At 45.8% G+C, this 26,463-nt stretch carries 21 protein-coding genes, 1 tRNA gene and 1 pseudogene; 5 read left to right on the forward strand and 18 right to left on the reverse strand.

Annotation, left to right across the window (positions count from 1 at the left end):
- Window positions 1-5 precede the first annotated feature (5 nt).
- From ACESON_RS13275 to ACESON_RS13305, 7 genes are all read right to left on the reverse strand, one after another.
- Window positions 6-1,052: a TRAP transporter substrate-binding protein DctP gene (locus ACESON_RS13275; protein WP_177958865.1), complete on the reverse strand. Its 1,047-nt coding sequence runs from the start codon at window positions 1,050-1,052 to the stop codon at window positions 6-8.
- A 180-nt stretch (window positions 1,053-1,232) separates the two neighbouring features.
- Window positions 1,233-2,318 carry a type I phosphomannose isomerase catalytic subunit gene (locus ACESON_RS13280; RefSeq protein ID WP_177958864.1) on the reverse strand — a complete coding sequence of 362 codons (1,086 nt, stop codon included), beginning with the start codon at window positions 2,316-2,318 and terminating at the stop codon, window positions 1,233-1,235.
- Between the two features lie 119 nt (window positions 2,319-2,437).
- Window positions 2,438-3,475: a TRAP transporter substrate-binding protein DctP gene (locus ACESON_RS13285; RefSeq protein ID WP_177958863.1), complete on the reverse strand. Its 1,038-nt coding sequence runs from the start codon at window positions 3,473-3,475 to the stop codon at window positions 2,438-2,440.
- Between the two features lie 20 nt (window positions 3,476-3,495).
- A complete protein-coding gene (locus ACESON_RS13290) occupies window positions 3,496-4,719 on the reverse strand; it encodes a response regulator (protein ID WP_177958862.1) in 1,224 nt (407 codons plus the stop codon).
- Window positions 4,707-6,194 carry a histidine kinase gene (locus ACESON_RS13295; protein WP_373110387.1) on the reverse strand — a complete coding sequence of 496 codons (1,488 nt, stop codon included), beginning with the start codon at window positions 6,192-6,194 and terminating at the stop codon, window positions 4,707-4,709. The genes ACESON_RS13290 and ACESON_RS13295 overlap by 13 nt, the downstream gene beginning before the upstream one ends.
- A gap of 155 nt (window positions 6,195-6,349) precedes the next feature.
- A complete protein-coding gene (locus ACESON_RS13300) occupies window positions 6,350-7,153 on the reverse strand; it encodes an ABC transporter permease (protein ID WP_373110388.1) in 804 nt (267 codons plus the stop codon).
- An 87-nt stretch (window positions 7,154-7,240) separates the two neighbouring features.
- Window positions 7,241-8,110 (reverse strand): YitT family protein, encoded by an 870-nt coding sequence (locus ACESON_RS13305; RefSeq protein WP_373110389.1) that lies wholly within the window; start codon window positions 8,108-8,110, stop codon window positions 7,241-7,243.
- 260 nt (window positions 8,111-8,370) lie between these two features.
- On the opposite strand from ACESON_RS13305, the gene ACESON_RS13310 reads away from it, so the two are divergent.
- Window positions 8,371-8,709 carry a helix-turn-helix transcriptional regulator gene (locus ACESON_RS13310; RefSeq protein ID WP_177959074.1) on the forward strand — a complete coding sequence of 113 codons (339 nt, stop codon included), beginning with the start codon at window positions 8,371-8,373 and terminating at the stop codon, window positions 8,707-8,709.
- A gap of 1 nt (window position 8,710) precedes the next feature.
- Window positions 8,711-9,148, forward strand: coding sequence for a permease prefix domain 1-containing protein (locus ACESON_RS13315; protein ID WP_177959073.1), 438 nt, complete (start codon window positions 8,711-8,713; stop codon window positions 9,146-9,148).
- 496 nt (window positions 9,149-9,644) lie between these two features.
- Here the strand turns inward: ACESON_RS13315 and ACESON_RS13320 are convergent, their stop codons facing one another.
- From ACESON_RS13320 to ACESON_RS13335, 4 genes are all read right to left on the reverse strand, one after another.
- Complete coding sequence (locus ACESON_RS13320) at window positions 9,645-11,900, reverse strand: glycogen/starch/alpha-glucan family phosphorylase (protein WP_177959072.1); 2,256 nt, start codon at window positions 11,898-11,900, stop codon at window positions 9,645-9,647.
- A 104-nt stretch (window positions 11,901-12,004) separates the two neighbouring features.
- Window positions 12,005-12,808 carry a gamma-glutamyl-gamma-aminobutyrate hydrolase family protein gene (locus ACESON_RS13325; protein WP_177959071.1) on the reverse strand — a complete coding sequence of 268 codons (804 nt, stop codon included), beginning with the start codon at window positions 12,806-12,808 and terminating at the stop codon, window positions 12,005-12,007.
- Window positions 12,809-12,813: 5 nt separating this feature from the next.
- Complete coding sequence (locus ACESON_RS13330) at window positions 12,814-14,379, reverse strand: metallophosphoesterase (RefSeq protein ID WP_373110391.1); 1,566 nt, start codon at window positions 14,377-14,379, stop codon at window positions 12,814-12,816.
- A gap of 278 nt (window positions 14,380-14,657) precedes the next feature.
- The gene (locus ACESON_RS13335) at window positions 14,658-15,944 is read right to left on the reverse strand and encodes a galactokinase (protein ID WP_373110393.1); all 1,287 of its coding nucleotides are present in this window, start codon (window positions 15,942-15,944) and stop codon (window positions 14,658-14,660) included.
- Window positions 15,945-16,459: 515 nt separating this feature from the next.
- Between ACESON_RS13335 and sdaAB the strand changes: the two are divergent.
- The 3 genes and pseudogenes from sdaAB to ACESON_RS13350 all read left to right on the forward strand — a co-directional run.
- Window positions 16,460-17,119 (forward strand): annotated as a pseudogene (gene sdaAB, locus ACESON_RS13340) (L-serine ammonia-lyase, iron-sulfur-dependent subunit beta); the annotation flags it as partial.
- A gap of 18 nt (window positions 17,120-17,137) precedes the next feature.
- Window positions 17,138-18,073 carry an L-serine ammonia-lyase, iron-sulfur-dependent, subunit alpha gene (sdaAA, locus tag ACESON_RS13345; protein WP_373110436.1) on the forward strand — a complete coding sequence of 312 codons (936 nt, stop codon included), beginning with the start codon at window positions 17,138-17,140 and terminating at the stop codon, window positions 18,071-18,073.
- Between the two features lie 23 nt (window positions 18,074-18,096).
- The gene (locus ACESON_RS13350; RefSeq protein ID WP_373110394.1) at window positions 18,097-19,041 is read left to right on the forward strand and encodes a TIGR01212 family radical SAM protein; all 945 of its coding nucleotides are present in this window, start codon (window positions 18,097-18,099) and stop codon (window positions 19,039-19,041) included.
- Between the two features lie 205 nt (window positions 19,042-19,246).
- Here ACESON_RS13350 and ACESON_RS13355 read toward each other — a convergent pair whose 3' ends face one another.
- The 7 genes from ACESON_RS13355 to ACESON_RS13385 all read right to left on the reverse strand — a co-directional run bounded on the left by ACESON_RS13355 (window position 19,247) and on the right by ACESON_RS13385 (window position 26,420).
- Window positions 19,247-20,095 carry a DegV family protein gene (locus tag ACESON_RS13355; protein WP_373110395.1) on the reverse strand — a complete coding sequence of 283 codons (849 nt, stop codon included), beginning with the start codon at window positions 20,093-20,095 and terminating at the stop codon, window positions 19,247-19,249.
- Between the two features lie 84 nt (window positions 20,096-20,179).
- Window positions 20,180-22,180: a molecular chaperone HtpG gene (htpG, locus tag ACESON_RS13360; RefSeq protein WP_373110397.1), complete on the reverse strand. Its 2,001-nt coding sequence runs from the start codon at window positions 22,178-22,180 to the stop codon at window positions 20,180-20,182.
- Window positions 22,181-22,316: 136 nt separating this feature from the next.
- The gene (locus ACESON_RS13365; protein WP_373110398.1) at window positions 22,317-22,808 is read right to left on the reverse strand and encodes a DUF5721 family protein; all 492 of its coding nucleotides are present in this window, start codon (window positions 22,806-22,808) and stop codon (window positions 22,317-22,319) included.
- A gap of 21 nt (window positions 22,809-22,829) precedes the next feature.
- The gene (locus tag ACESON_RS13370) at window positions 22,830-23,804 is read right to left on the reverse strand and encodes a peptidylprolyl isomerase (RefSeq protein WP_373110400.1); all 975 of its coding nucleotides are present in this window, start codon (window positions 23,802-23,804) and stop codon (window positions 22,830-22,832) included.
- 139 nt (window positions 23,805-23,943) lie between these two features.
- Window positions 23,944-24,726, reverse strand: coding sequence for an HAD family hydrolase (locus ACESON_RS13375; RefSeq protein ID WP_373110402.1), 783 nt, complete (start codon window positions 24,724-24,726; stop codon window positions 23,944-23,946).
- Between the two features lie 171 nt (window positions 24,727-24,897).
- Entirely contained in the window at window positions 24,898-25,884 is a 987-nt protein-coding gene (locus ACESON_RS13380) for a diaminopimelate dehydrogenase (RefSeq protein WP_373110403.1), read from the reverse strand.
- 446 nt (window positions 25,885-26,330) lie between these two features.
- A tRNA-Ser gene (locus ACESON_RS13385) sits at window positions 26,331-26,420 on the reverse strand.
- Window positions 26,421-26,463 lie beyond the last annotated feature (43 nt).

Below are 26,463 nucleotides of genomic sequence, written 5' to 3' on the forward strand. Positions count from 1 at the left end.
TTCAGTTAATTGGTTTTTCCAATTTCCTTATACAGCTGCTCTCTTAACTCGGTATATCCCAGCTTATCATAAATCGGATCTACCGCTGCCTTAAAGGGTGCCGGATCCGGTTCCGTTACAGTAACGCCTGCCTCAATCATCTTTTTCTCTGCTTCTTCTACCTCGGTCATAACATTGGCCGCTGTTTCCTTACCAATTTCATTGGATGTCTCAACCAGAAGAGTCTGCAGATCTTCCGGAAGACTTTCAAACCAATTCTGTCCGCATACCAGTCCCTGCATCAGCTGGAAGTGGTTTGTCTTAGCCTGATACTTGCATACCTCATAAATTCTGGACGGATAGCTTGAGGTATTCTGTACCTCACAGCCCTCCAGCGCTTTGGACTGAATTCCGTTATAAACCTCACCCCAGGACATAGAAATGGGGGTTGCTCCCATTGCCTGGATTGTCTCAGTACATACCTCCTGACCAATGGTTCGGATTCTCATACCATTTAAATCCTCAGGAGTTTTGATTTCCTTGTTCGTCATAAACTGGCGGGGACCGTCATAAAAAGCAAAGGAAAGAATCTTGATACCGTGATCCTTTGACAGAGTCTCACACCACCCTTTAAAGGTATCTGTCTGAGTAACCTTATAACATTCATCATAATTATCTGCAAAATAACCCATCATCAGAATGGAAAAATCCTTTACATACTGCCCCATACGGGATGCATCCGTATTAACTGCCACATTAGCACCCTGAATAGCCTGCTCCAATACATCCTCATCACTTCCCAACTGTCCTGCCGGAAAAACCGTTACTTTCAGCCTTCCACCAGAGCGTTCATTTAGTTCATCTGCCAGCTTCTGATAATTTCTGGTAATCAGAGACTGTTCTGTCTGTGAGGTGGATATCTTCAGCTCATATACCTTATCCTGCCCCTCTCCCGTGCTGCTTCCTTCACCAGCTGCCGGCTGTGCGTTTCCCATTCCCGGCATACCGCTGCATGCGCTGAGCATTGTCATTGCCACTGCAAGAACCCCTGCTAAAACATGTTTTCTTTTCATACCAATACCTCTCCTTCTCTGAATAGTTACGAAAATTTTGATGCTATACAAAATATAAACGTTTACATATTTGAAGTCAAGAAAAGAGAGTCAGTCTTAGCGTATTTTTAGCGTTTTATAAACGTTTTCTTAGCGCTATTTCTGCTCTCTTTACTTATTCTTTCTATTTTCAGTTTTCCGTTATTCTTCCATATTCTTTCCTGGATATACAATCACAAGCTCTGTTTCCTCCTCTGGAAGAATATTCCACTGCTTCACTGCCGCCGCAATAGCAAAGCTGTCTCCCTGTTTCAGGCGAATCTGCTGTCCTTCCTGCTCTAAAATGCAAGAACCACTGCATACCACTCCAAGTGTAAACTTTTCATTGTGGGTAATTGCAGAGGGCTTCCATGCCTCCACCTTGTCCACAAAAAAGCAGGACGTCAATGTCTCTCCTACCAAGCGCTGACGCTCATAGGAGTCTGTTTTTGCCAAAATTTCCGGCTTAATCCGGCAGCGATCCACAATTTCCTCTTTAGAATATTCTGTATAATCAAAAATGTCAAGGCAAAAATCCAGCCCTCGGCCCATAAACCGCGCTTCCTCCGGAACTACAATCCCTTCCCGTGAAAATTCGCAGCGCACCACCAGATCCGATGGCTCCATAATTTCCAGCATGGTAATTCCCTCTCCGATTGCGTGAGGCATTCCTCCTGGAATATACCATACCTCTCCCGGCTTTACCGGAATCTTCTCAAAACAGGCATCCATTTTTTCCATATTCTGAGCTTCTACAATTGCTTTCCAGTCCTCCCGGGTCGGTGCATGCTGAAATCCCAGGCGAATATAGGGATCAATTCCCTCCCTCACCTTTAAAATATAATAGCATTCCAGTTTTCCGTAGGGCTTTCCCATTACCTCATTCGCAAACTGGGTTGTGGGATGAACCTGTACATGAAGGCGCATAGCTGAATCCAGAATTTTCAAAAGAAAGCTCAGCTGCCAGGTTCCATCTTTGTGAATGCTGTCTCCCAGATAATATTTTCTGGATCTATCTACCAGATCTCGCAGGAAAAATTCTCCATCTTCTGTCTCTACCTTTGCAAGACCTTCCTTATCCACTGGTTCCATCCCTGGATTTACTGCTTCTACCATAGATCCAACCCATTCCTCTGGCTGGTCATTATCACGGCACACACTCTCTCCGTGGAGACGATCAATCCCTGCTCCTCCCAGATAATTGCGGCGCACCCGGTTTCTTGGCAGCTTCATCAGTCCGTAATTCATAGTCTTTTCTCCTTTATCTGTCATTTATATGCTTCTTCATTTGCAGTTATGGGTATTTCCCATACATTTTATATACAGCCATTTCATTCCAACATCTGTGCTTTCCGCTTCCGGTCTTCTCATTTCATGGCCTGAACTCTCTGGATTACACTCCGAAACCTGGAACCATACTTTTCATAAACCGGCTTCATAGCCTCTCTCCACGCCTCCGGATCCTCCACTTCTGTAATCTCTACGCCCATCCATTCCAGATTTTTGTAGGCCTGTTCATCCGCCTGTTCAATCTCTTTTTTATTATATTCCTGGGTCAGCTCTGCTGCCGTTAACAGTACATACCTCTGATCCTCTGTTAAATTTTCCCAGGTCACCTGGCTTGCCAGAATCACGCCTGGAGCATAGGTATGACAATCCTTTACATAATAAGGAGCTACCTCATAAAATCGATTATAGTAATAGCTGATCGGAGGGTTTTCTGCTCCCTCAACACTTCCAGATTCCAAAGCCGTATACAGCTCTGCATAGGAAATAGGAACCGCCTCCGCCCCAAGAGCAGCCACCGTATCCTCCATCAGATCAGAAATCTGCATTCTAATTTTCCGGTTTTTCATATCCTCCAGTCTTCTTACAGGAGAATCTGTCGTTAAAAAATTTCTCGCCCCTTCATCCAGATATGCAAGCCCAATCATTCCGGTATTGTGGTTCTGGATATCCTCCAGAATTTCCTTTCCAAGGTTACTTCTGCACACTTTCCAGAAATGCTCCCTATCCCGGAAAATATAAGGCAGCGCCAGAGCTGAAATCATCAGATCCCCACACTCTGCCAGCGAGGCGCTGTTTCCCCTATATAGATCCAGCGCGCCCATTTTCATCGCCTCATAGCACTGGGCATCATCTCCCATCTGGCCTGACGGATAAATTTCTACAGTTATCCGCCCTCCGCTCAGTTCTTCCACCCGCCCTGCAAAATACTTGGCAGAATCTGTCATAATATGGCCTTCCTGATTGACCTCCCCATAACAGAGAACCAGCTCAGGCTCTGTTATTCTCTGCTTTTCCTTATGCTCTCCCTGTAATACTGACCCACATCCCGTCTGCCCAAACGCTCCTGCCAGAGAAACTATTGCCACAAACAGAGACAGCCTCAGAGTTCCTTTCATCCGCTTTTCCTCCGTTTTGGTCACACCCTCTGGATTTTCATTTCTGAAAAATAATCTGCGTGGTATTTCAGATTCTCACCGCTGAAATTCAGCTGCCCCAGCTTTTCAAACCGAGCCACAGCCTCCTTGGTTTTCACCCGAATTCCCGGCATCTGATTAATATTCCGAATAATCGTCATCAAACTTCTTCCGAAATTCAGTTTCACTGCCAGATCCTGATACATCAAATGCCTTTCCAGTTCTTCTATCAGCTCTGTTAAAAGCTCTTCTCCATCCTCCCGTTCCTCTGCAGCTAGGGCAGTGCTGATTTTCTCCTCCAGTTGGCAGATCTGTTTCATTCCTTCTGTTCTCTCCATAAAGGATTGGTGTACATCATCTCCATAATAATCACGAATATAGGAAGCTGCCTCCTCGTAGGCCTCCGGCAGCTCCTCTGGACTGCTGCATGTTCCGCTGACTCCGCAGGCTACTGGAATCTGTCTTTCCCCTGCCAGATAATCTCTTGCTCTCCTAGTACAGCCAGTCAGCTCTGTAAATGCATCTTCCTGCTCCGAATACAAAAGAATAGCCATCTGATCCATCCAAATGCTGTTAAGCACCTTTACTCCTGCCATATGAAAATAATTTTTCAGAACCTCCTGCGAAAACCCTCCCATGGACACAAGTGCCGGACTGGAAATCAGAACCACTTTCATCCACCCCTCGCCAACTTCCCACAAAGCCAAACGACGTTTCATAGATTCTGCTTCCATTCTCCGGAAAAACAGATTCCACAACAGATCTTTTTCCAAATCCCGATAAAAATCAAAATCATTCGAATCCTGTTCTATTCCGGAATAAGATAGAAGATCCAGAGAATCTTCTCGCTCTCTGGATCGGGAAATTACTTTGTCCAGAGTTTCGCGCAGTTCCGAATCCAGATAAGGCTTCAGAAGATAATCCGTCACTCCCAGCTTCAAAGCCTGCTTAGCAAATGAAAAATCACTGTAAGCAGAAATCACCACCATCTGAATATCTGGATACTTCTTTCGAATCTGATCTGCCGCCTCCAGCCCATTCATTCTGGGCATTTTTATATCCAGAAGAACAATATGAGGCTTACACCGCTCCAGCTTTTCCATCAGATCAACTCCATCTACAGCCGTATCCACAATCTCCAGAAGACCCGGATAGCTTTCCTGGATTATCCGCTCCAGATATTCCCGCTCATATTGTTCATCGTCCGCCAATATCACTCGCAGCATACGTCTTCCTCCTGTCTCTTTCGTCTGTCGTCCTCTGTTCTATACAGCTTCATAGTTATTTTTGTAATTCCGTCTATCCGTTCAATCTGAAGAACATCCTTTTTCCTGTAAAACAGCTCCAGCCGCTCTCTCACATTATTCAATCCAATAGAAGTTCTGGAAATCACGGCCTGCCCAGATTCCTTTCCGTTATTTTGCCTCTGCTCCGGCGTTCCCTCCTTATTCTCTGGCAGCCATTCCCCATGTTCTGGAAAACCTACTCCATTATCTGCCACAACAACCTCCATATAATCCGGCTTTTCTGTAATCAGAATATCCACTTTTCCTCCGCGTACCCGATCCTTCAAACCGTGCTGGATACTATTTTCCACCAGCGGCTGAATAGTCAGAGGAGGGATCTGAAAGGCATTCTCCAGAAAGGACTTTCTTACATCCAGGCAAAATGTAATTCTGCCCTTCAAATGAAGCTTCTGAATATATAGATATGCCTGCAAAAGTTCAATTTCATCATCTAATGGAATAGAAGTTGTCTTAATCTCAATACTGCTGCGCAGAATTTTAGAGATAGCCTTAACCAGTTGAATAGATGTGTCTCTCTCGCCCAGCTGAATACTCCGTATAACTAGACTCAACGTATTAAAAAGAAAATGGGGATTCATCTGCATCTGCAGTTCCCGGATCTTTGCCTCCGCCAGCCGTTCTTTCATCTGGTGCGTTTCATTCAGCTCTGTAATCATATTCCGGATCGTATGCTTCATCTGATCAAAAGCACTGGAAACCTGATTGAGTTCTGCAAAACTTGTCTTTTCAATATCCCCTGCCTCAAAATTCCCGCTGGTAATTTCCTGAGCGGCCTTGGTCAAATTTTCAATTGAATACATAACTCGCCGATTCATATAGTAATTCAGCAAAAGACTGAACAGACATCCTCCGATCAAAACCAGATTCAACACAATATTCACAGAATTTACATGGCGGCTGAAATCACCAAAGGTTGCATTTAGATACTCCAAATACCGGCTTACCAGCTGATTCAGACACCGATCTGTAGTCAGATCCACCGCAGCCAGATCCTCCAAAATTCCCGGATTATACTGTTTTCCTGGCTGAATATAAGATTCTGCCATTTCAAACCGATAGTCCATCACCTGACAGAGAATCCGGTACAGCATTTTGCATTCCCGATCTCTTTGCATTTGTCCTTCCAGCTTTTCCAGCCCCTTTTCCAATCGAATACTGGAATCATAGTACTGTTGAAGGGCCCCTTCATCATGGCTCTTGCTATAAAGGATAAAATTGGTCTTCCTGTCATTATTAATTGTAAACAGTTCATTCACTTCCTGATAGTCTTGAAGAAGTCTTTGGTAAGTGCTGTAAGTTGCAGTATATACTAATATATTAACTACAATAAACATACTGGTCAGCAAAATAACAACCAGATGATTCTGTCGAATTACTCTGCGAATGGATTTCATATGGCGATTTTCCCCCTGCACTCTGTAAGTACTCCATGCTCCAAAGCTTATCGTCTGTCCCTTTCATAGCAATCAATTGCTTTCTATTATACATGATTTTGATCCCATGTACAACTGCAACCTTTTCCTCCTCACATACCCGCACTATCAACTTCTCATCTTGCCCGCTTTTCCAGCCATCCAATTCCCTTATACAAGACAGTAGAAAACAGGCACAGCAAAACGATGGACGTCATGACCAGATCCAGCTGAAAGACCTGACTCCCATAAATAATCAAATATCCCAGCCCTTTTTGCGCCGCCAGAAACTCTCCGATAATAACGCCCACCAGACAAAGCCCGATGTTGACCTTCATGTTGCTGATCAACATGGGAACCGAACCCGGCAGCAGTACCTTTGAAAGCACGTCTCGGCGGCTTCCCCCAAGGGAATAAATCAGCTTGATCTTTTCTGGATCTACGCTTTGAAATCCTGTGTGAAGGGTCAAAATAGAGCCAAATAATGCAACGGAAACAGCTGCTGCCACAATGGTATACACATGATTGCCAAGCCAGACAATCAGCATGGGAGCCAGGGCTGACTTGGGAAGGCTGTTCAGCATAACCAGATATGGCTCCAGAATCTCCGATGCACTGCGGCTGAACCAGAGAGCCACCGCTGCCGCCGTCCCTGCTGCTGTCACAATCAGAAAGCTTACCAGAGTTTCCATCAGAGTAATTCCAATATGTCCAAAGATACTTTTATCCCGTACCATTCTCCAGAAACACAAGAGAACTCTGGACGGTGAACTGAAAATGAAAGCATCCATCATTCCCAGCCTCGTACAGAGTTCCCACATGGCAAGCAGAAGTACCAGCAGCATCATGCGCCAGACCGCTACCTTTTTCTTATGCATTTGTTCGCGTTCAATAAATTCCTGCTGGGCTTTTGTCGGCCCTGTTATATTCTGATATTCCATAGGATTCCTCCTCATAAAGCAGATGCATCACTGATACTTCTACTATATGCGGACATTTCCCAGTTGGTCCGGCAGACTGCAGCCAATCTAATTGCTTAAAAATCCCTTTCCAATAATCTCACTGGAATTAGAAATCAGAATAAATGCCGTCGGCTCTGTCTTTCGGATAAAATTTCGAAGGCGTACTGCCTGCCCCCGCTTCATGGTTGTCATAATCACGGTCTTGCTGTGGTGAGTAAAGGCGCCCTCTGCCTTATAAACCGTAGCGCTTCTGTGAAGCTCATGGATAATAAAATGACAGATAGGATCTGGATCATCACAAATAATATTAAAGCATTTGCACTGGTTGATGTTCTCGATTACACCGTCAATAGCCAGAGATTTCGCCATCAATCCTACCGTAGAATACAGTCCCGTTGTGGGACCGATTACAAAAAATGCCATCAGCACCGATGCCACATCCACCAGAAACAGAGCGCTTCCAATATTCAAACTGGAATGACTTTTCAGTATCATGGCAATAATGTCAGTTCCGCCGCTGGATGCTCCGATATTAAACAGAATCGCAGACCCTACTGCCGGCAAAAAAATGGCAAATACCAGTTCCAGCATAGGCTCATAAGTCAAAGGAGAATGCATGGGATAAATCCGCGCCAGCGCAGACAGGCTGACTGACATCAGCATACTTGCATACACGGTCTTAAGCCCTACATCCCGTCCCAAAAACAGAAAACCGATTACCAGAAGCCCGGTATTTACAATAAATGTAAAATCACTGGCTGACCATTGGGTAATCTTGCTGATTACCGTGGAAAAACCGGTCACACCTCCAAATGCAAAATTGTTGGGAAATTTGAAAAAATAAATTCCCACTACCATAATCCAGATACTAATTGTAATCAGTCCATACTCCGCCAGCTTCCGCGCAATCGGATTTTCAATTTGCTTGATAGCCATACCTTCCCCTTTGCAGCCCCTTTGCTGCTTATATTCTTTTCATATTCACAATCCCTGTGTAAACGCCGCTTAAACGGTCGTCCAGCAGACGCCCTGTCTGCCAGACACGACTATACCGCGTTCTGCCTGAAATATCAAACATCAATCTGGTTGGAAAAGGTACAATTATTTTACTGTAGCTTTTTCTTTACATACATAGATAATCTAAGTATAATTTTTATATGCCTAGATTATCTATATATAAAAAAGGAGCTATGCTTATGGATAAACGATATATGGCTATCGGTACCTCCATGCTGGTATTAAAGCTGCTGGAAGAGGAACCTCTGTATGGCTATCAGATGATCCGGCTGATGGAACAGCGCAGCCGAAATGTCTTTCAGCTAAAAGAAGGAACGCTCTATCCCATTCTTCACACCCTGGAACAACAGGGCGCTGTCACCAGCTTTCAGCAGACTGCAGACACCGGCAAGATCCGCAAATATTATGCCATTACCCCGCATGGAAAAAAGCTTCTGAAAGAAAAGACTCAGGAGTGGAAAACTTATGAAGCTGCTGTCAATCAGGTTCTGGAGCATGTAGTGATAGGGGGTGTGTGATTTGGAAAAGAAACCTGCTGAAAATTCTGTTTCCCGGTTTCTGGATGAAGTTACCGACCAGATTGCCTGGAAACCGCTCCATCCTTCCATTCGCCGGGAGCTGGAGGAGCATATTGAAGATCTGGCAGACGAATTAAAAAACGAAGGCATTGAATCAGAGAAAGCCTTCCAGCAGGCTGTCCGTCAAATGGGGGATCCGATCATCACTGGAACTGAGCTGAATGCTGTTCACCAAATTCGCAGAACTCCTGTACTCACAGTCCTGTCACTTCTGCTTCTCCTTGCAGGATTTGTCCTAGCCGGATTTATGAATTGGACACCGGAGCAAAATTCCGGTGGATATCTGTACTATCTTCCAGGCACAGCCCTTCTGCTTCTGACTGTATGGAAGGGGTATCCTTTTTTATCCGCCATTGGAAACCCCTCTCCTTTGGAATAGGAATTCTGTACCTGTTTTTCCTTGTCCTGAACTGCCTTTCCCGTTTCGGTCATTTTTCCTGGGCCTGGAAAATCAGCCACCTGGCAGGCACCTTTTTCCCTGTGCTTTTTCTTCCCGTACTGTTTTCCTTTTTGTTTTACCGATTCAGAAAAAGCAGGAAACGTACCATCCGAACCGGACTGCTGCTTGCTGCCGCCTGGGGTATTTTTTCCATTTTCTTTTTGCCCGGATACCGTTGGAGCGCAGCCGCTGTCGCCCTTCTCAGCCTTATCTTCACCATGGGCTTATGGTATTTAATATGGTTTTAGTAGGCTTTATTCTCTCAGCCTACCGCTATGATCTGGTAACGGCAGAACCGGCGGAATGTACCTCCACGGTTTCCCTATAAAAAGTCTGAGGGGCCGCATTTGCGGCCCCCCTTTTGACTTGTCATTTTCGAATCACGAATGGCAATCATATATTGTTATTTGATCTTTTCTTTTTACAGCTATGCCTCTTACTTGCCCAGCTTCCAGATATCCCGATTGTACTCGGCGATCGTCCGGTCAGAAGAGAAGAATCCGGCCTTGCTGATATTTACCAGCATCTTTTTGGCCCAGCTCATCCGATCCTCGTAATCGGCATAAGCCTTTTCTCTTGCCTCAGCGTAGCTTCTGTAATCCAGAAGTGTCATAAACCAGTCCTTATTCAGCAGTTCCTTGTAAAGCCGTTCCAGATTTTCCTTATGTCCAATCTTCATCATTTCCTTGCCTATGATAAAGTCCACGGCCTCTTTGATGTCCGCATCCTTCTCATAATACTCTCTGGAAACATAATCAGCCTTGGCATAATGGTCAATTACTGTCTCACTGGACTCACCGAAAATATAAATATTGTCTTTTCCAACCAGCTCTGCAATCTCCACATTGGCTCCATCCATGGTGCCCAGGGTAACTGCGCCATTTAACATAAACTTCATATTGCCGGTTCCGCTGGCTTCCTTGGATGCCAGAGAAATCTGCTCAGAAATATCGCAGGCCGGAATCAGCTTTTCTGCCTTGGTTACATTGTAGTTTTCAATCATAACCACCTTCAGCCACGGGCTGACCTTCGGATCCTCGTTCACCAGCTTCTGAAGACAGAGAATCAGATGAATAATATCCTTCGCAATCACATAGGCCGGAGCCGCCTTGGCACCGAAAATCACGGTAATCGGTCTTGCCGGCTTTTTGCCCCGCTTAATCTCCAGATATTTGTGAATCACATACAGCGCATTCATCTGCTGGCGCTTGTACTCGTGAAGACGCTTAATCTGAATATCATAGATGGAATTTTCATCAATGTCCACATTCTGGGTTTCTTTTAAATATGCTTTTAAAGCAAGCTTATTCTGATGCTTGATTTCCAGAAGCTGCTTTAAAGTTTCCTCGTCAGAGCAGGCTGTCATAAGCTCCAGAAGAGCCGCATCCTTTTTGTACTGATTGCCAATACGGTCTGTAATCAGATCTGCCAGCGGATGGTTGCAGTGAAGCAGCCACCGGCGGAAGGTAATTCCGTTAGTCTTATTGTTGAATTTCTCCGGATACAGCTGATAAAAAGCATTCAGCTCACTGTTCTTTAAAATCTCTGTATGCAGGTATGCCACTCCATTAACAGAAAATCCATAGTGGATATCCATATGAGCCATATGCACGACATCGTTTTTATCAATAATCGCCACAGCCTCGTCCTGGTATTTTCTGCGGATCCGATCATCTAAAATTTCAATAATCGGAACCAGCTGAGGAACTACTTCCTTCAAATAAGAAATAGGCCACTTCTCCAGGGCTTCTGCCAGGATCGTGTGATTGGTGTAGGCGCAGGTCTTTTTCACAATCTCCACTGCCTCATCAAACGCAATGCCGCGCCCGGTCAGGAGACGAATCAGCTCTGGAATTACCATAGACGGATGGGTATCATTGATCTGAATCACTGCATAATCAGGAAGATCGTGGAGGGTGCTTCCCTTTCTTTCACATTCGTCCAGAATATACTGAGCGCCGCTGCTGACCATAAAATACTGCTGATAAATTCGAAGCTTACGGCCTTCCTCATCGCTGTCGTCAGGATATAAAAACAGCGTCAGGTTTTTGGCAATATTTTCCTTATCAAAATCAATTCCATCCTTTACCAGACCTTCGTCTACAGTATCCAGATCAAACAGGTGAAGCATATTGGTGCGGTTTTTGTAGCCGGTTACTGCAATATCATAAAGACGGGACTGAACCGTAAAGCCGCCAAAAGAAACAGGATACGTTGTCTCTCTCTTTAACAGCCAGGTTTTCTCTTCTATCCAGGGATTGGGAACCGCTTTCTGCAGTTCCTCTTCAAATTCCTGTCGAAACAGTCCCAGGTGATAATTCAGACCGATTCCATCGCCGTTTAATCCAAGACTTGCCATAGAATCCAGGAAGCAGGCTGCCAAACGGCCCAACCCGCCGTTTCCAAGGGAAGGCTCCGGCTCCACTTCCTCAATCTGACCGATATCCTTTCCTGCTGCTGCCAGAATCTCCCGGATCTCATCATACCAGCCCAGATTAATCAGGTTATTCGAAAGCAGTTTTCCAATCAGAAATTCTGCTGAAATATAATATACTTTTTTCTTTCCTGTCTCTGCTGTGCGGGCACAGGCCTCCTGCTGCACCATAGTTAAAAGCGCCTCGTAAAGCTCCCTGTTTGTACAGTTCTCAATGGGCTTTCCACAGGCAGAAACAAGTTTTTCAGATAAGTTCATGTTTCAATCCCCCCTCTTGCTTTTCTATCTTTTTTGTTCTCTTTTTCACCATATCTATTGTAATCGCAGATGAATCCATCCGTCAATATGGCTTTCGCACAGAATCACAGGGTTTTCCCGGCATTTCCACAGCAGGCTTCTACAAATTTAGCCAAAATTTTTCTGCTTTCCCCGCTTTTCCGGAAGGAAAATTCCGGATGCCACTGAACAGCTGCCACAAACCGTTTTCCCGGCATTTCTACTGCTTCAATCAAACCATCCGGCCCCACAGCCGCAGCTTCAAGAACTGGAGCCAGCTTCTGGATGCCCTGATGATGGCAGCTGTTTACTCCTATCTCCTGCTGATCAAGAATACTTTCCAGGAAGGATTCCGGAAGAATCCTGACCTTGTGCGCTTCCCCATCATAAGGCGGCTTCATTCTGTGATTCACCTGATTTTCTTCTCCTGTTCCGGATGCAGGATATTCTGTTTCCAGATCCTGATACAGAGTTCCGCCCAAATATCCATTGAGGAACTGCAGTCCCCGGCAAATGCCAAATACCGGCTTGTCCAGTTTTAAAGCCTCCTGAAGCAGAAGCTTCTCCATCTGATCTCTCTGCTGGCAAAGGGTTCCGCACACCTCCCGTTTTTCTTCTCCGTAAACAGCCGGATCTACATCATGGCCTCCGGTAAGTACAAATCCGTCCAGCTGCTCTGCCAGCTGACTGACCGCTCCCTCCTCTGCAGTAAGCGGCATCATCACCGGAATTGCTCCGGCCTCTTCCAGGGCAATCATATATCCAGGAAGCATCCAGTAACTGTCCTTAAATTCATCATACAGGGGAACCAGACCGATAAGAGGACGTTTTCTGTTTCCAGGTTCCTCTGCTTCCTTCTGCTGTGTCCTATTTCTATTATTCTCTGTCATTTTCCTCATTCCTCCTCTGCGGCTGTCTCTTCCGCCTCTTCCTGAAAGTTTTCCCTCACAATAGGATATTCTGGCTCCCAATGCCAGACCTTTGCCTCGCTCCCTCCGTCCTTTATCATCTGCATGATCTGATCCACACAGGGATTCTCCGGCTCTGCCCTCATCCAGAGAGCATAGGCCCGCCGCCGGATCACTGTTTCTTTTTCTATCCTGTTTCCGGCACAGTAATCATAATACACATCCGTATAAAGCTCTGCCATAAGCTTCTTTAAATCATCTGGAACCAGAGAAATCTTTTTCTCTGTCTGAGTACGAATAATCTCTTTAAAAAAAGACTCAGACCATTCCTCGTAGTTTTCCACTTCAGGAAGCCATCCCTCCAGATTCAGCTGATTTGTTTCAAAATGCATTCCTCCCAAATCATCCCAGGACAACATACCATAGTGGTTTGGCGACAGGGAAACGGCCCCAAGAACAATCTCAGAAATTCCATATTCCTGCTGCTCTCCCGGCTCCGGCTGATGCTTTTTCACTCTCTGGACATGAAGATGACCGCTGACATAGAGAGGAACCTGATATTTCTCAAAAAGTGCCGTTATCTCCTGATAATTTTCCATTGTACAGTCATCCGTATACAGGCGGCTTTCCCAAAGCAGATTATGATGTCCGATAGGAAGAACCTGAATTCCGTGTTCCTGGGCCACCTGAAGATGAACCTCCAGCCACTTTAGAGTTTCCGGCTTCAAACGTCCGTTTACATGATTCCCGTCCTCATACTGACAGGTGTCCAGCATCAAAAGCCAGTGCCAGGGATCCACCGGATACACATAACTTAAAGAAGCCGGATCTCGGTTCGGGGACTGATCATATCCAAAAGAATGATAAATTTCATAAAAGTCATCCCCTGAGGTAAGATACTCTGCTGTCTCGTTCTTCTCTCCAAAATATACTGCTGCATTGTGATTCTGGATATCGTGATTTCCCGGAATCACCACCACAGGAACTCCTCCGTCCTGGATCTCCTTCAGTTTTTTTGCCAGCTCCAAATGATTTTCCTTTTCTCCATTCAGAGTAATATCGCCAGAAAGCACCAGAGCCGACGGCTTTTCCTCAAGCGCTCTGGCTGCCAAAGCATCCAGAAGCTGTTCGCTGTACTGATGAGCCTTCCCGTCATCCGACTTCACCATGTTCCAGAAGGCCTTCCCATCATCGTGAGTGGAGGCGCTCATATAGTGAAGATCCGACACCAGCATCAGTCTCGGCGGTTCGTAGGGCGGCGGTGTTTCGTCCAGAATTTCCATCTGTCCCCCGGGCTTATTTGTCCCTGCCGGTCTTCCTGAAACCTCCAGCCCTTCTTCCGAACCTGTTTCAGTGGGCTGTTCCCCTTCTGTTTCTCCGGTCAGAGTTTCCTCCACGGAAGTCTCCGTCTGTTCCGGATACTCCGATTCCTGTACAGATGGCTTTCCCGGCTCCACAGGGCTGTTTAGCCGTCCCAGAAGCCATACAATACCGGCACAGGCAGCCAGAAGCGCCATATAAAAAAAGAGAATGATTAATTTTTTCTGTCTCATTGTTCTGTCCTGTACTCCATTTTTTCATTAACCGGGACATCATACCACAAATCTGAAAAAAAAGAAAGAATGTACGGAACAATCACGTTTTCCATGCCTGCCCCATACATTCCTTGTTTCCTTACCTTTTGCTCCCTGCAGAAAAACTTCGTTTTTTCAGAAAATTCTCTGTTTCCTTCTGGATTTTTCCTTGTTCTCTTCAGAAAATATTTTCTTTTCTTCAGAAACTCCTTATCCCCTGTCAGAAATCCTTCTCATCAAAAGCGGCTTCGCCGTCATCAGACTGCATCATTCACACAGATTGCCCCATAAGGACGAATGCTCATCCGGTAAGCGCAGCCTTCTCCCAGCGCCTTTTCCATATATGCAACATACTCATCCACAATCTCATTGGGAAGCATTGCCATAATAACGCCGGCAAATCCGCCGCCGTGAATTCTGCAGGCTCCCTTCTTCTTTTTCTCAATAAACAGCTCAGTCAAAGCCAGAGCAACGGAAATTCCCTGTTCCTGGTAATCACTGTTTGTATAGCAGTTCTGCAGCCACTTCCAGGAAGAATTGCCGGAAGCTGTAATATTGCTCAGGAAGTCCTCAAACCGGCCCTCCTTCAAAGCTGCCACCTCAGCGTCTACCCGGCGGTTTTCCTCAAAGAAGTGCAGAGCCCGCATCACAGACCGGTCACCGGCAAATTCCCGAACTGCTTTCAGGTTGTCAATGACCTGCTCCTCTGTAATCTCTGCGCACACCTCTTTGCCAAAATACTCTGCTACCTTCTTCATCTCAGACGGAACTGCGGAATAATCTGCGCTCAAATCTGCATGTCCCTTTCCTGTCTGTACAATAATAAGGCTGTGATCTCTGGATGCAAAATCAAAATCGATCTTCTCTACCGCCGGAGTTGACGGATTGGCAAAATCAATCGTAATCAGTCCGCCTACCGCACAGGCCATCTGATCCAGAAGGCCGGAAGCCTTATCCCAGTATACATTCTCTGCATATTTTCCTACATGTGCATAGGCAACCGTATCCATCCTGCCATCATTGAAGAATCGATTCAGCATAGAGCACAGCAGCATCTCAAAGGAAGCAGAGGAGCTGACCCCTGCAGAGCTGATTACATTGCTTGTAATATACGCATCAAATCCACCTATCTGAAATCCTTTCTCCTGAAATCCCTTCAGAAGTCCCTTAACCAGATCCACAGTTCCTGCCTTTTTGGGGCTGGGCTCCAGATCGTTCAGATCAATAGTAAATTCCTGCTGAAAGGTCTCGCTGATAATGTTTACCTTAGAGGAATCATTCTTTGCCGCAACGCCTACACAGTCCAGGTTAATGCTTCCGGCAAGAACCTTGCCGTGATTGTGATCCGTGTGATTTCCACTGATCTCCGTCCGTCCCGGGGAACTGAACATCAGAATATCACGATCTCCAAAGGTTTTCTGGAATTTACCGATCATATCCCGGTAACGCCCTGTGTTTTCTGCCGCCTCTCTTCCATAAAGCTTCTCCATCAACGCTGCTGCCTGCGGAGAATCAAGCAACTGCAAGGTTTCTGCTGCTTTCATTTTTATACCCTCCAAACTTATATTTTTTCTAACCGTTCGCCCCTGCATCTTCTTGCCCGCCTGCAATGCATTTCCCTGTCTGAATCTTCACAAGGCTGAACGGTTGTCATTTTTTAGAACTGTCCAAAGTATAACACACCTTCCCGGGTCGGTACAATACAATATTCTTTGATTTCCTGCGGAATTTCATGTTCCTGAACCAGAGGCTCAAAACAGGAAGCCGCATCCCTTCTGTTTTTCCTTTCCTGTCCTGGGTAATCCTAGTAAAAGATTGAATTTGATTATATTTATCGAACATGATATATTGTAGGTGCAAAGATGACAAACAAGAATTTTTCTGTAACTAGTCAGAACAGCGTGGGAACTGGCAGAAAATTCATGTCAGGCTTGCTTGTAAGCGGATTTTCCAGTCAGTTCTCACATCGGAGGAATCTCCGACGCTTCTTGTTCGGCTTTGCCTGACAAGAATATGGCCGTCCTGAACAGTTACAAAATTTTTTAAAGGAGACAAAACTATGGCATCTATCAGTGTTTTTGATGTGCTTGGCCCAAATATGATTGGCCCCTCCAGCTCTCACACAGCCGGGGCAGATTCCCTCGCATTTCTGGCGCAGAAAATGATTAACGGACCTTTAAGAAAGGTTGTATTTACCCTTTACGGGTCTTTTGCAAAAACCTACCGCGGACACGGCACTGACCGGGCACTTTTAGGCGGTATTCTGGGTTTTAATACCGATGACCGCCGGATCCCGGATTCCTTTCGCATTGCCAGCGAGCGTGGACTGGAATACCAGTTTATTCCCAATGAAGCTACCGAAGTCAGTCATCCCAATACTGTGGATATTTCTATGACCAACGCAGCCGGCCAGATCATGACTGTGCGCGGAGAATCTCTGGGCGGAGGCAAAATCCGTATTTCCAGAATCAATCAGGTAGATGTGGATTTTACCGGAGAATACAGCACGGTAATTGCCATTCACAAGGATACCCCTGGCGTTGTGGCTCACATCACTTCCTGCCTTGCCAGTGAAAACATCAATATCGCATTTATGAAGCTGTTCCGGGAAGAAAAAGGACAGACTGCTTATTCTATTGTTGAATCTGATGACGCGCTTCCTGATTCTGTCAGTGAACTGATCCGAAAAAATCCTTCTGTTCAGGATGTAATGCTGGTACACAAGGACCAGCCTGTTCTGACAGCGGACGCTGACAGCTCTTCCCCGGAGGAATCAGACTGCTTAGAACCGGTTGATTTTAAAAATGCCAGAGAACTCTTGGCATTATGCGAAAAAAACAACTGCAGTATTTCAGATATTATGTATCAGAGGGAGGTCTGCCAGTCTGGACTGTCTGGGCAGGAAATCCGTTCCCGCATGAGAAAGGCCTGGAAAATTATGGAGGAATCCGCGACTGTCCCCATTACCTCTCCCCGAAAGTCTATCGGCGGGCTGATTGGCGGTGAATCAAAGCTTTTGAATCTTCAGCTTCAGGCTGGAAAAAACATTTGCGGAAATGTTGTCAGCCGTGGAATTATGCATGCTATGGCCGTGTTGGAGGTGAATACCTCTATGGGCCTTATTGTAGCCGCTCCTACTGCCGGCTCTGCCGGAATTCTTCCTGGAGTTCTTCTGGCCTTAAAAGAAGAATATGGCTTCTCTGAGGAGCAGATTCTGGATGCCATGTTCCATGCAGGAGCAATTGGCTATCTTGCAATGCGCAATGCTACCATCGCCGGCGCTGTCGGAGGCTGTCAGGCTGAAGTCGGCGTTGCCTCTGCTATGGCGGCTTCAGCTGCTGCCGAGCTGATGGGAGGCACACCCTCTCAGTGTCTTTCTGCCGGCAGCACAGTTCTGATGAACATGCTGGGATTAGTCTGCGATCCCGTAGGAGGTCTTGTGGAATATCCCTGTCAGATGAGAAATGCATCCGGTGTTTCTAACGCCTTCATTGCAGCAGAACTGGCCCTTGCCGGAGTTTCTCAGCTCATCCCCTTTGATGAAATGCTGGAGTCCATGTACACGGTAGGAAGAGCTCTTCCCAGAGAACTGAGGGAAACTGCTATGGGAGGCTGCGCCGTGACCCCGACCGGATGCCAGTATGCTGGATGCGCAGGCTGCGGACACCAGTAGACCTGATAAAAGGAGAACTATATATGGACTGGAATGGAAAACCCTACCACTCTCTTGATTATGAAATGAAACGCCGTTTTGGCACCAAGGTATATAAAATCGCTCTGGAAGGCGGCATGACCTGTCCCAATCGGGACGGCACCATCGGAACTGGCGGCTGTATCTTCTGCAGCGCAGGCGGTTCCGGAGATTTCGCCGTACCTCTGCAGGGCGCAGCTGGCATGACGGAAGAGTCCGTCCACAGACAAATTGATCTTGCCATTTCCCGCATCAGCCGGAAAATGGGTTCCTCCCCCGGCGCCTATATTGCCTATTTCCAGTCCTATACCAATACCTATGCCCCTGTTTCCTATCTGCGCCAGCTTTTTACTGCAGCTATTCTTCATCCGGAAATCCGGGTTCTCTCCATTGCTACCCGCCCTGATTGTCTTCCGGAGGAGGTTCTGGATTTGCTGGAAGAATTAAACCAAATCAAACCAGTCTGGATTGAGCTGGGTCTTCAGACGATTCACCCGGATACCGCCCGTCTGATTCGCCGTGGTTATGAGCTTGACTGCTTTACAGATGCCAAAAACCGGCTTCGCCGCCGGGGTCTGGAAGTCATTGTCCATGTGATTCTTGGACTTCCAGGCGAAGACAGAACACAAATGCTGGAAACCGTTTCCTGGCTGGGCTCAAACGACATTCAAGGGATTAAACTGCAGCTTCTCCACATTTTAAAGGGCACGGATCTGGCACTTCTATATGAGCAGACTCCCTTTCCGGTGATGTCTATGGAAGAATATCTGGATCTGGTAATTGACTGTGTTTCCCTTCTTCCACCGGAAATCGTCATTCACAGAATCACCGGTGACGGACCAAAAAATCTGCTGATTGCTCCCCTTTGGAGTGCAAATAAGCGCCTGGTACTGAATACACTTACCCGGCGCTTTCAGGAACGAGGCATCACGCAGGGATGCCACATATAAAAATGAAAAAAGAAGCTCGCCCGCGAGCTTCTCCGCCTGCGGCGGGTCGTCTCATCAGACCACTTCTCTTCCAACCCATGGCGATCCTCGCGGAGCGTTTTTATGTCATAGGACGCACTTTCCTATGACATAAAAAACAGCTGTTTAGGAACATGGTTTTCTTTTCTGTAAACCCCGTCCTAACAGCTGTCTTTGTTTTTTGAGATTATCCTTCAACGGACATAATAATTCCGCCGTCTCCGGCATACATCGTGGCAACACCTGCGGTTTCTGTAATCAGAATCTCCCGGAAGGAGGCACGTTTTTCCATTTCCTGTTTTACCTGCGCTGCTCGCTCCGGGCAATTGCAGTGAGCAATGATCACCCGCTTTTTCTCAGTTTCTCCCGCTTCCTTCACAGCAATCTCGCACATTCTGGCAAAGGCTTTATTGATGCCTCTTGCCTGTTCCAGCTTGATAATAACGCCCTTTTCCGCTCCCATAATAGGCTTGATATTGAGCGCTGTAGCAAAAAACGCCTGCAGGCCTGTCAGTCTTCCATTTTTTCTCAGAAAATCCAGGGTGTCAAGAACAAAATAAACATTCTCGTCATCTCGCTTTTTCATAATTTTTTCGGAAATTGCCTGAAAATCAAGACCTTCCTCATACATCTCGCAGATTCCCATCGCCAGATTCAGTTCTCCGGAAGAAGCAGATTCTGAATCAATCACAAGAATATTTTTGTGATCAGCTCCGTGCTCCTCCTCATACAGCTCTTTTCCAATCACAGCGCTGTTGTAGCTTCCGCTTAAATGGCTGGAAAGCGTAATAATATATACGTCATCCTCTTCACACTCCATAGCCTGCTTAAAGGCATCCGGAGATGGACATGCAGACTTGGGACAGTTTTCACTGGCCTTTACCAGCGCAAGAAACGCCTTCTGATCAAACGTGTCATCGTCTATCACCATGGTATCATCTACCTGGAGTGTCAGCGGAACTGTGGCAAATCTGGAATCCTTCTTTAATGCATCCGTCAAATCCAGGCAGCTGTCGCCAATAATTTTATAGCTCATAAATTGCCTCCTGAAATATTTTCTCTACAAAACATAGTTTTCATTACTACTTATTATAGCATATATTTTCAGGATTTCAATATATTATTCGGCCATCATCATCATGATTTCATTGCTCCGAGCAATAAACTTCGTCATCCGCTCTGGAGTCAGAGTACCGTGAGCCAGCAGAGCCAGATCATAAAGCTGTTCACAAATCTTCGCTGTATTCTCGCCTTCCCCATGATTCAGTACATACTGAACCAGCTGGTTATTGGCATTCAGAACCAGAACTTCACCCATGCCGCCAAACATAGAGGGATCCATGCCATACATATTGTACATCTTCATCATATCCTGCATACGGCGGCTTTCCTCGGCCACAGTAAGAACAGAAGACATGCTGGCGTCCTTTAATTTTTCAACCTTAATTTCCAGCTTGTCATTATTCAGAGCCTTCTTAAAGATCTCCTTCAGAGTATCTGCATTTTTCTTAAACTCCTCGTCATCCTCCTTAACCTCTTCTTTAAAGGTATCGTTTAAGTCTGCATCAATACGCAGGAACTTCAGTCCTTCATTCTTCCGTTCCAGATGTCCGATAAAGGGGCTGTCAATACTGTGAGGAAGAATTACTGCATCCAGTCCCTCTGCCTTAAACATATTGATGTACTGGCTCTGTTCCTTCTCATCGGTTACATAGAAAATGGTATTCTCATGCTTCTCCTTGTTTTCCTCCAGGCAGTCCTTCAGAGTCAGGTACTTTCCTTCCAGATTCTTAAAGAGAATATAATCATTCATCTTCTCTGCAAACTTCTCATCCTTTAAGCAGCCAAATTTGATAAAGGGAGCAATGTCATCCCAGTATTTCTCATAGTTTTCCCGATCCGTCTTGCACATACCGGTCAGCTTGTCAGCCACCTTTTTGGTAATGTAATCGGAAATCTTCTTTACAAATCCATCATTCTGCAGAGCGCTTCTGGAAACGTTCAAAGGCAGATCCGGACAGTCAATGGTTCCCTTTAACAGCATCAGGAATTCCGGAATTACTTCCTTAATGTTATCTGCAATAAATACCTGGTTGTTGTACAGCTTAATGGTTCCCTCAATCGAATCATACTCTGTGTTGATCTTCGGGAAGTAGAGAATTCCTTTTAAGTTAAAGGGATAATCCATGTTCAGGTGAATCCAGAACAGCGGCTCCTTATAGTCCATAAAGACCTTACGATAGAAATCCCTGTATTCCTCCTCCGTACACTCATTGGGATGCTTGTTCCACAGAGGTGTTACGTCGTTCAATGCAACCGGCCGTTTAAGAATTTTATACCGTTCTCTGGAAGGCTCTACCTCAACGGTCTCCTTCTCTCCGTTTTCATTTTCCTTTTCTTCCGTCTTTGCCGGCTCTACCACAGTTTCAACAATCGTATCCTTATCAGTCAGTTCATCCTTTTCAATCGTCTCATACTGGGGCTCTGCCTTTGCATTGTCCAGGAAAATCGGAACAGGCATAAAGGAGCAGTATTTGTCCAGTACCTCTCTTGCACGATACTCATTGGCAAACTCATAGCTGTCCTCATTCAAATACAGAGTAATCGTCGTTCCCTGCTCTTCCTTCTCGCCGTCCTTCATCTCAAAGGTCAGACCTCCGTCGGACTCCCAGTGAACCGGGGTGCTTCCTTCTTTGTAAGACCGGGTATCAATGGTTACCTTATCTGCAACCATAAATGCAGAATAAAATCCCAGTCCGAAATGGCCGATGATCTGATCCTCATTGGCTTTATCCTTATATTTTTCCAGGAAATCCTGAGCGCCGGAAAAAGCAATCTGGTTAATATACTCCTCTACCTCTTCTGCAGTCATGCCCAGTCCGTTATCTGTCACGGAAATCGTCTTTTCATCTGGATTTACAGTCACCTGAATCTTATATTCCAGATCCTCAGGACGGGAATACTCGCCCATCAGCTCCAGCTTTTTTAACTTGGTAATAGCATCGCATCCATTAGATACCAGCTCTCTGTAAAAAATATCGTGGTCGGAATACAGCCATTTTTTAATAATCGGAAATATGTTTTCACTGTTAATAGATAAATTGCCTGTTCTGCTGCTCATATTATTCTCTCCTTTACACTGTGATCCTGTTTCCCGCCGTCTGCAGGAAACTCTGATGATTATTTTAATACTGAGTTACCCAAATGTCAACAGAAAATTAGCACTCATTTTAAATGAGTGCTAATAATTTATCTTTTTATGTAAAGGGAACCTGTTTCTTCTTAAAATACCGGCGTACCGTTTCATCCCATTCATACTCCAAACGCTTATCCAAAGTAAAAATCTTCAGGGAGGTTCCTGTTATACAGGAAAGAACGCCGTTTTCATAGCGAATATTCAGATAAAGCCCCGCCACCTGATCTGCAGTAAATTCCAGATTTGCTTTTTTTAAAAAATCTTCCGTCTGAGCCGGAGGAAGCTGAAGCGTGATATGAAAACTTTCCGGCAGTTTTTTTCCTTTAATCAGCGAATAGCAAAAGGGCTTTATCATTTTCCAGGAAGACAAATCCTCAATCCGATTCTGCTCCAGTTCCCAGTCTGAATAATACCCCTGGCGGATTCTTCCGTCTATGGTAAACCGGTTAAAGGTGACAATCTCTGCCTCCCTCACCAGCCAGCCGTCAAACAGTTCTCCCATAAACAGCCCTGCCGTAAACCCTTTTAAATCCTCCATCCGCAATGCAACCATGCTTTCTGCCCTCTCTTCAGCTTATTTCTTCTGACTCATATATTCCTGATACCGCTCAAAAAAATCTACCGTTGTAGACTGTCCCATCTCTGTTAAATCCACATTTTCCCAGATGCTGCCCTGAATCTCAACTGGATGTTCTCCGGCAAAGGTGTCATAAATCCGCCGGAAGGCCTGATTTTTCCTCTGCAGCGCCAGTCTTTCCTTCCTCTCCAGAGTCGCGTCTTCATCATAGGAATCCACACATTTTACAAGGTACCAGCTGTCTCCATCTGCAAATGGCTGGCTGAGCTGCCCATCTTCCAGGGAAAATACAGCAGTCTCATATGCTGCCGAACGCTCTCCCCTTCCTACAGACTGCTCTTTATAACCTTCCTCCCGAATTGCCCTGGCTACTGAAGAAAAATTCGTTCCTTCCTCCGAAAGCTGCTGAAAGGCCTCCTGGGCGCTTTCTTCCGTTTCCAGACAAAGCTCCTGAATCTTCATGACTCGGGCCTCACTGTCGCTGATTTCCAGATCCACATTTTTTGTCACTTCATCCACCAGACGATTTGCCCTGTGATACGCCTCATACATTGCATACACATCTTCCTCACTGGCGCCGATACATTCCCGATCTGCCTCAGTCAAAGACTGATAAAACTCTGAGGAAAGCTGCCGAAGCTGCTCCTTTTCCTGTCCAGTCAGCTGAATTCCTCTCTCATCTGCCAGCAGATTCATGGTTTTTACTTCTTTCAAAAAGGTCCGAATCTGCTCCAGAAGATAGAGCTGAAAAGATTCCTCCTCCCCAACCTGCACCTGCCAGATCTGATCCGTATACACGGTCCGATACCTGTTTGCCTCTGTTGTAATAATCAGCATGGCCTGCGCATCCGGAAATCCGGAAGTGTCTCCAGTTTCTTTTCTTATGGAAAACCCGTTTCTGAAAAATAAAATACCAGTGACTGCAGCAAAGACCAGCAATATTGCTGCTGCCGTTTTTTTCCAATTTCTCATGAATTCCCAAACTCCTGTTTTCTGCCGCGTTCCTTCTCAGGTTTTTGTCCTGCTTTGTTTTTTCGCGAACTGCTTTCTTCGCTTTCTGACTGCTTTCTCAGTCTTTTTATTTCCCGTCCTTCCCGCCTTCATTCCTGCCTTAGAGTAAAAGCTTTAAAATCTTCAGTACGCCATCCTTTACATTAGTATCAGCCTGAAACCGGGCTGCGGCCTTTACCTCTGGTCTGGCATTTCCAATAGCAAAGCTGTAATAAGCCTGCTTTAACATCTCCATATCATTCAGCTGATCTCCAAAGGCTATTGTCTCCTCTGGAAGAATCCCAAGGCTTTCCTGCAAAAGCTTTACTGCCTCTCCCTTATTAACACCGGAGGCCATGCAGTCCATCCACATATCTCCAGAAATGGTAATTTTCAGCCGGCTTCCATATTTTTCCCGCAGTTCTTTTGTGGCAGGCTCTACATCATGCTTTTTGTAGGCAGAGATTTTAATAAACTGATCCTCTACCTGCATCAAATCCCTTACCTGCTTTACCTGGAAACGATATCCTTCCGTCAGCCACCGGTAAAACTCCGGATTGTCCTCATCCATATATGCCTGATCCGGACCACTCAGCAAAACAGTCAAACCGGCAGCACGGATATCCCGAATCATTTCATGAATCAAATCCCGATCAATAGGATTTAAAAACAGATTTCGGCCGCACATTCCAACATAAGCTCCATTATCCGACAGATAAAATATTTTTTCTTTGATGGGCTCAAATACAGCTTCGATACTGGCCCACTGCCGCCCGCTGGCTGCTGCAAACTGCATCCCTGCTGCACGAAGCTTTAAAATTACATCAAAAAGTTCCGGATTCAGTTCATGTCCGCCATCCTCCAGCAAAGTTCCATCTATATCTGATACTACCAGTTTGATCATTCTTCCAACCTCCTCATCTGCTGCTTCTATTGTGACGATTTTCCCAGATTCTGTCAAGCACTAAAGCAAGATTTCCTTCCAGCACTTCATTTTGGAAAAAGCATAAAAGAAAGCAGCGCTTTTCCACAGGGAGAATTCTCTCCGCAGAAAAACGCCGCTTTCCTTCAACTTCTACAGTAAATGAGCCCGCAGCTCTTCTCCGCTCTTTGAAGACAGATAAGCCGGAGCAATATCAAATACCGTCTTGCATCCATTCATCCCTTCCTGGTTCATTCTGCACACAGCGCGGGCGTAGGCAGTAATCACAGAGCCGGTAAATTCCGGATTGGAATCCAGCTTCAGGCTGTACTCAATCACATGACCGTGTTCCTTTTCCATGCCCGTTACACCAGTGCGGATCACACAGCCGCCATGAGGCAGACCACTGTGGTCACGCTTCATTTCCTCTTCTGTAATAAAATGAACTGTGGTATCGTAATCTGCAAAATAGTTAGGCATGGTCTTGATTTCCTGTTCAATCCTTGCCTTGTCTGCGCCTTCCTCAGCCACAACAAAACACTCTCTCGTATGCTTCTGGCGGGTTGTCAGCTGGGGATTGGAACCGCTGCGAACTGCCTCTAAGGACTCAGGAACAGGAACTGTATACTGTCTGCAGTCCTTTACCCCGTCGATACGGCGCACAGCGTCAGAATGGCCCTGGCTCACGCCTCTTCCCCAGAAGGTATAATCCTGACCCTCCGGCAGCACGCAGGATGCATACAGACGATTTAAAGAGAACATCCCCGGATCCCATCCACAGGAAATCAAAGCGGTCTTTCCAGCCTCCCTTGCAGCCTTGTCCACTGCTGCAAAATGCTCCGGAATCCTTGCATGAGTATCAAAGCTGTCAACCACATTGTACATTGCTGCATATTTGGGAGTCTGCTCCGGAAGATCGGTTGCACTTCCTCCACAAAGAATCAACACGTCAATATCGCCCTGCATATGATCCAGTTCATCCGCAGAAAGCACCTGAACACCTTTTGTTCTCACTGTAACCTGTTCCGGATTCCGGCGGGTAAATACTGCAGCCAGCTCCATATCCGGATTCTGCGCAATCGCACTCTCCACACCCTTTCCCAGATTTCCGTAACCTAAAATTCCAATTCTGATACTCATAATTATTTCCTCCTCAATTGCATTCGTAACCGGAAAAATGATTTCTTGTAACAGTTCAGCCTTGCGAGGATTCCGTCAGGAAAACTCGTTGAAAGCTTGCTTTCATAAGAGTTTTGATGCTTAAATCCACATAAGGCGGACGCCTAATGCTTCTTGTCCGCTGTAAGCGGGCAAGAAGATGCAAGGCTAAACTGTTACGATTTTTTCGATGGACACAGTATAGCACAGGGAAAAAATGCGATCAACTGATTTTATTTTCCGTTTTTGACTTTTAACAGTTTCCAAACTCTCTTTTCAGGTATGAAAAGCTTGTGCCAAAATAATATTTCACATACCTCATTTCACGGACGAGGCACTTAAATGCATTTGTCATGGCCAAACTAAATATACCGGAAAAATATGCAACACGAATAACAAAAGCCCTTGATTTCTCAAGGGCTTTCCAGCGGAGACGGAGGGATTCGAACCCTCGTACCGGGATGAACCGATAAACGCATTTCGAGTGCGCCGCGTTACGGCCGCTTCGCTACGTCTCCATAAAACAGACGATACCATTATACACGGTATCGCCCAGATTGT

This window comes from Lachnoclostridium sp. Marseille-P6806, from assembly GCF_964238185.1.
Lineage (GTDB): Bacteria > Bacillota > Clostridia > Lachnospirales > Lachnospiraceae > Brotaphodocola.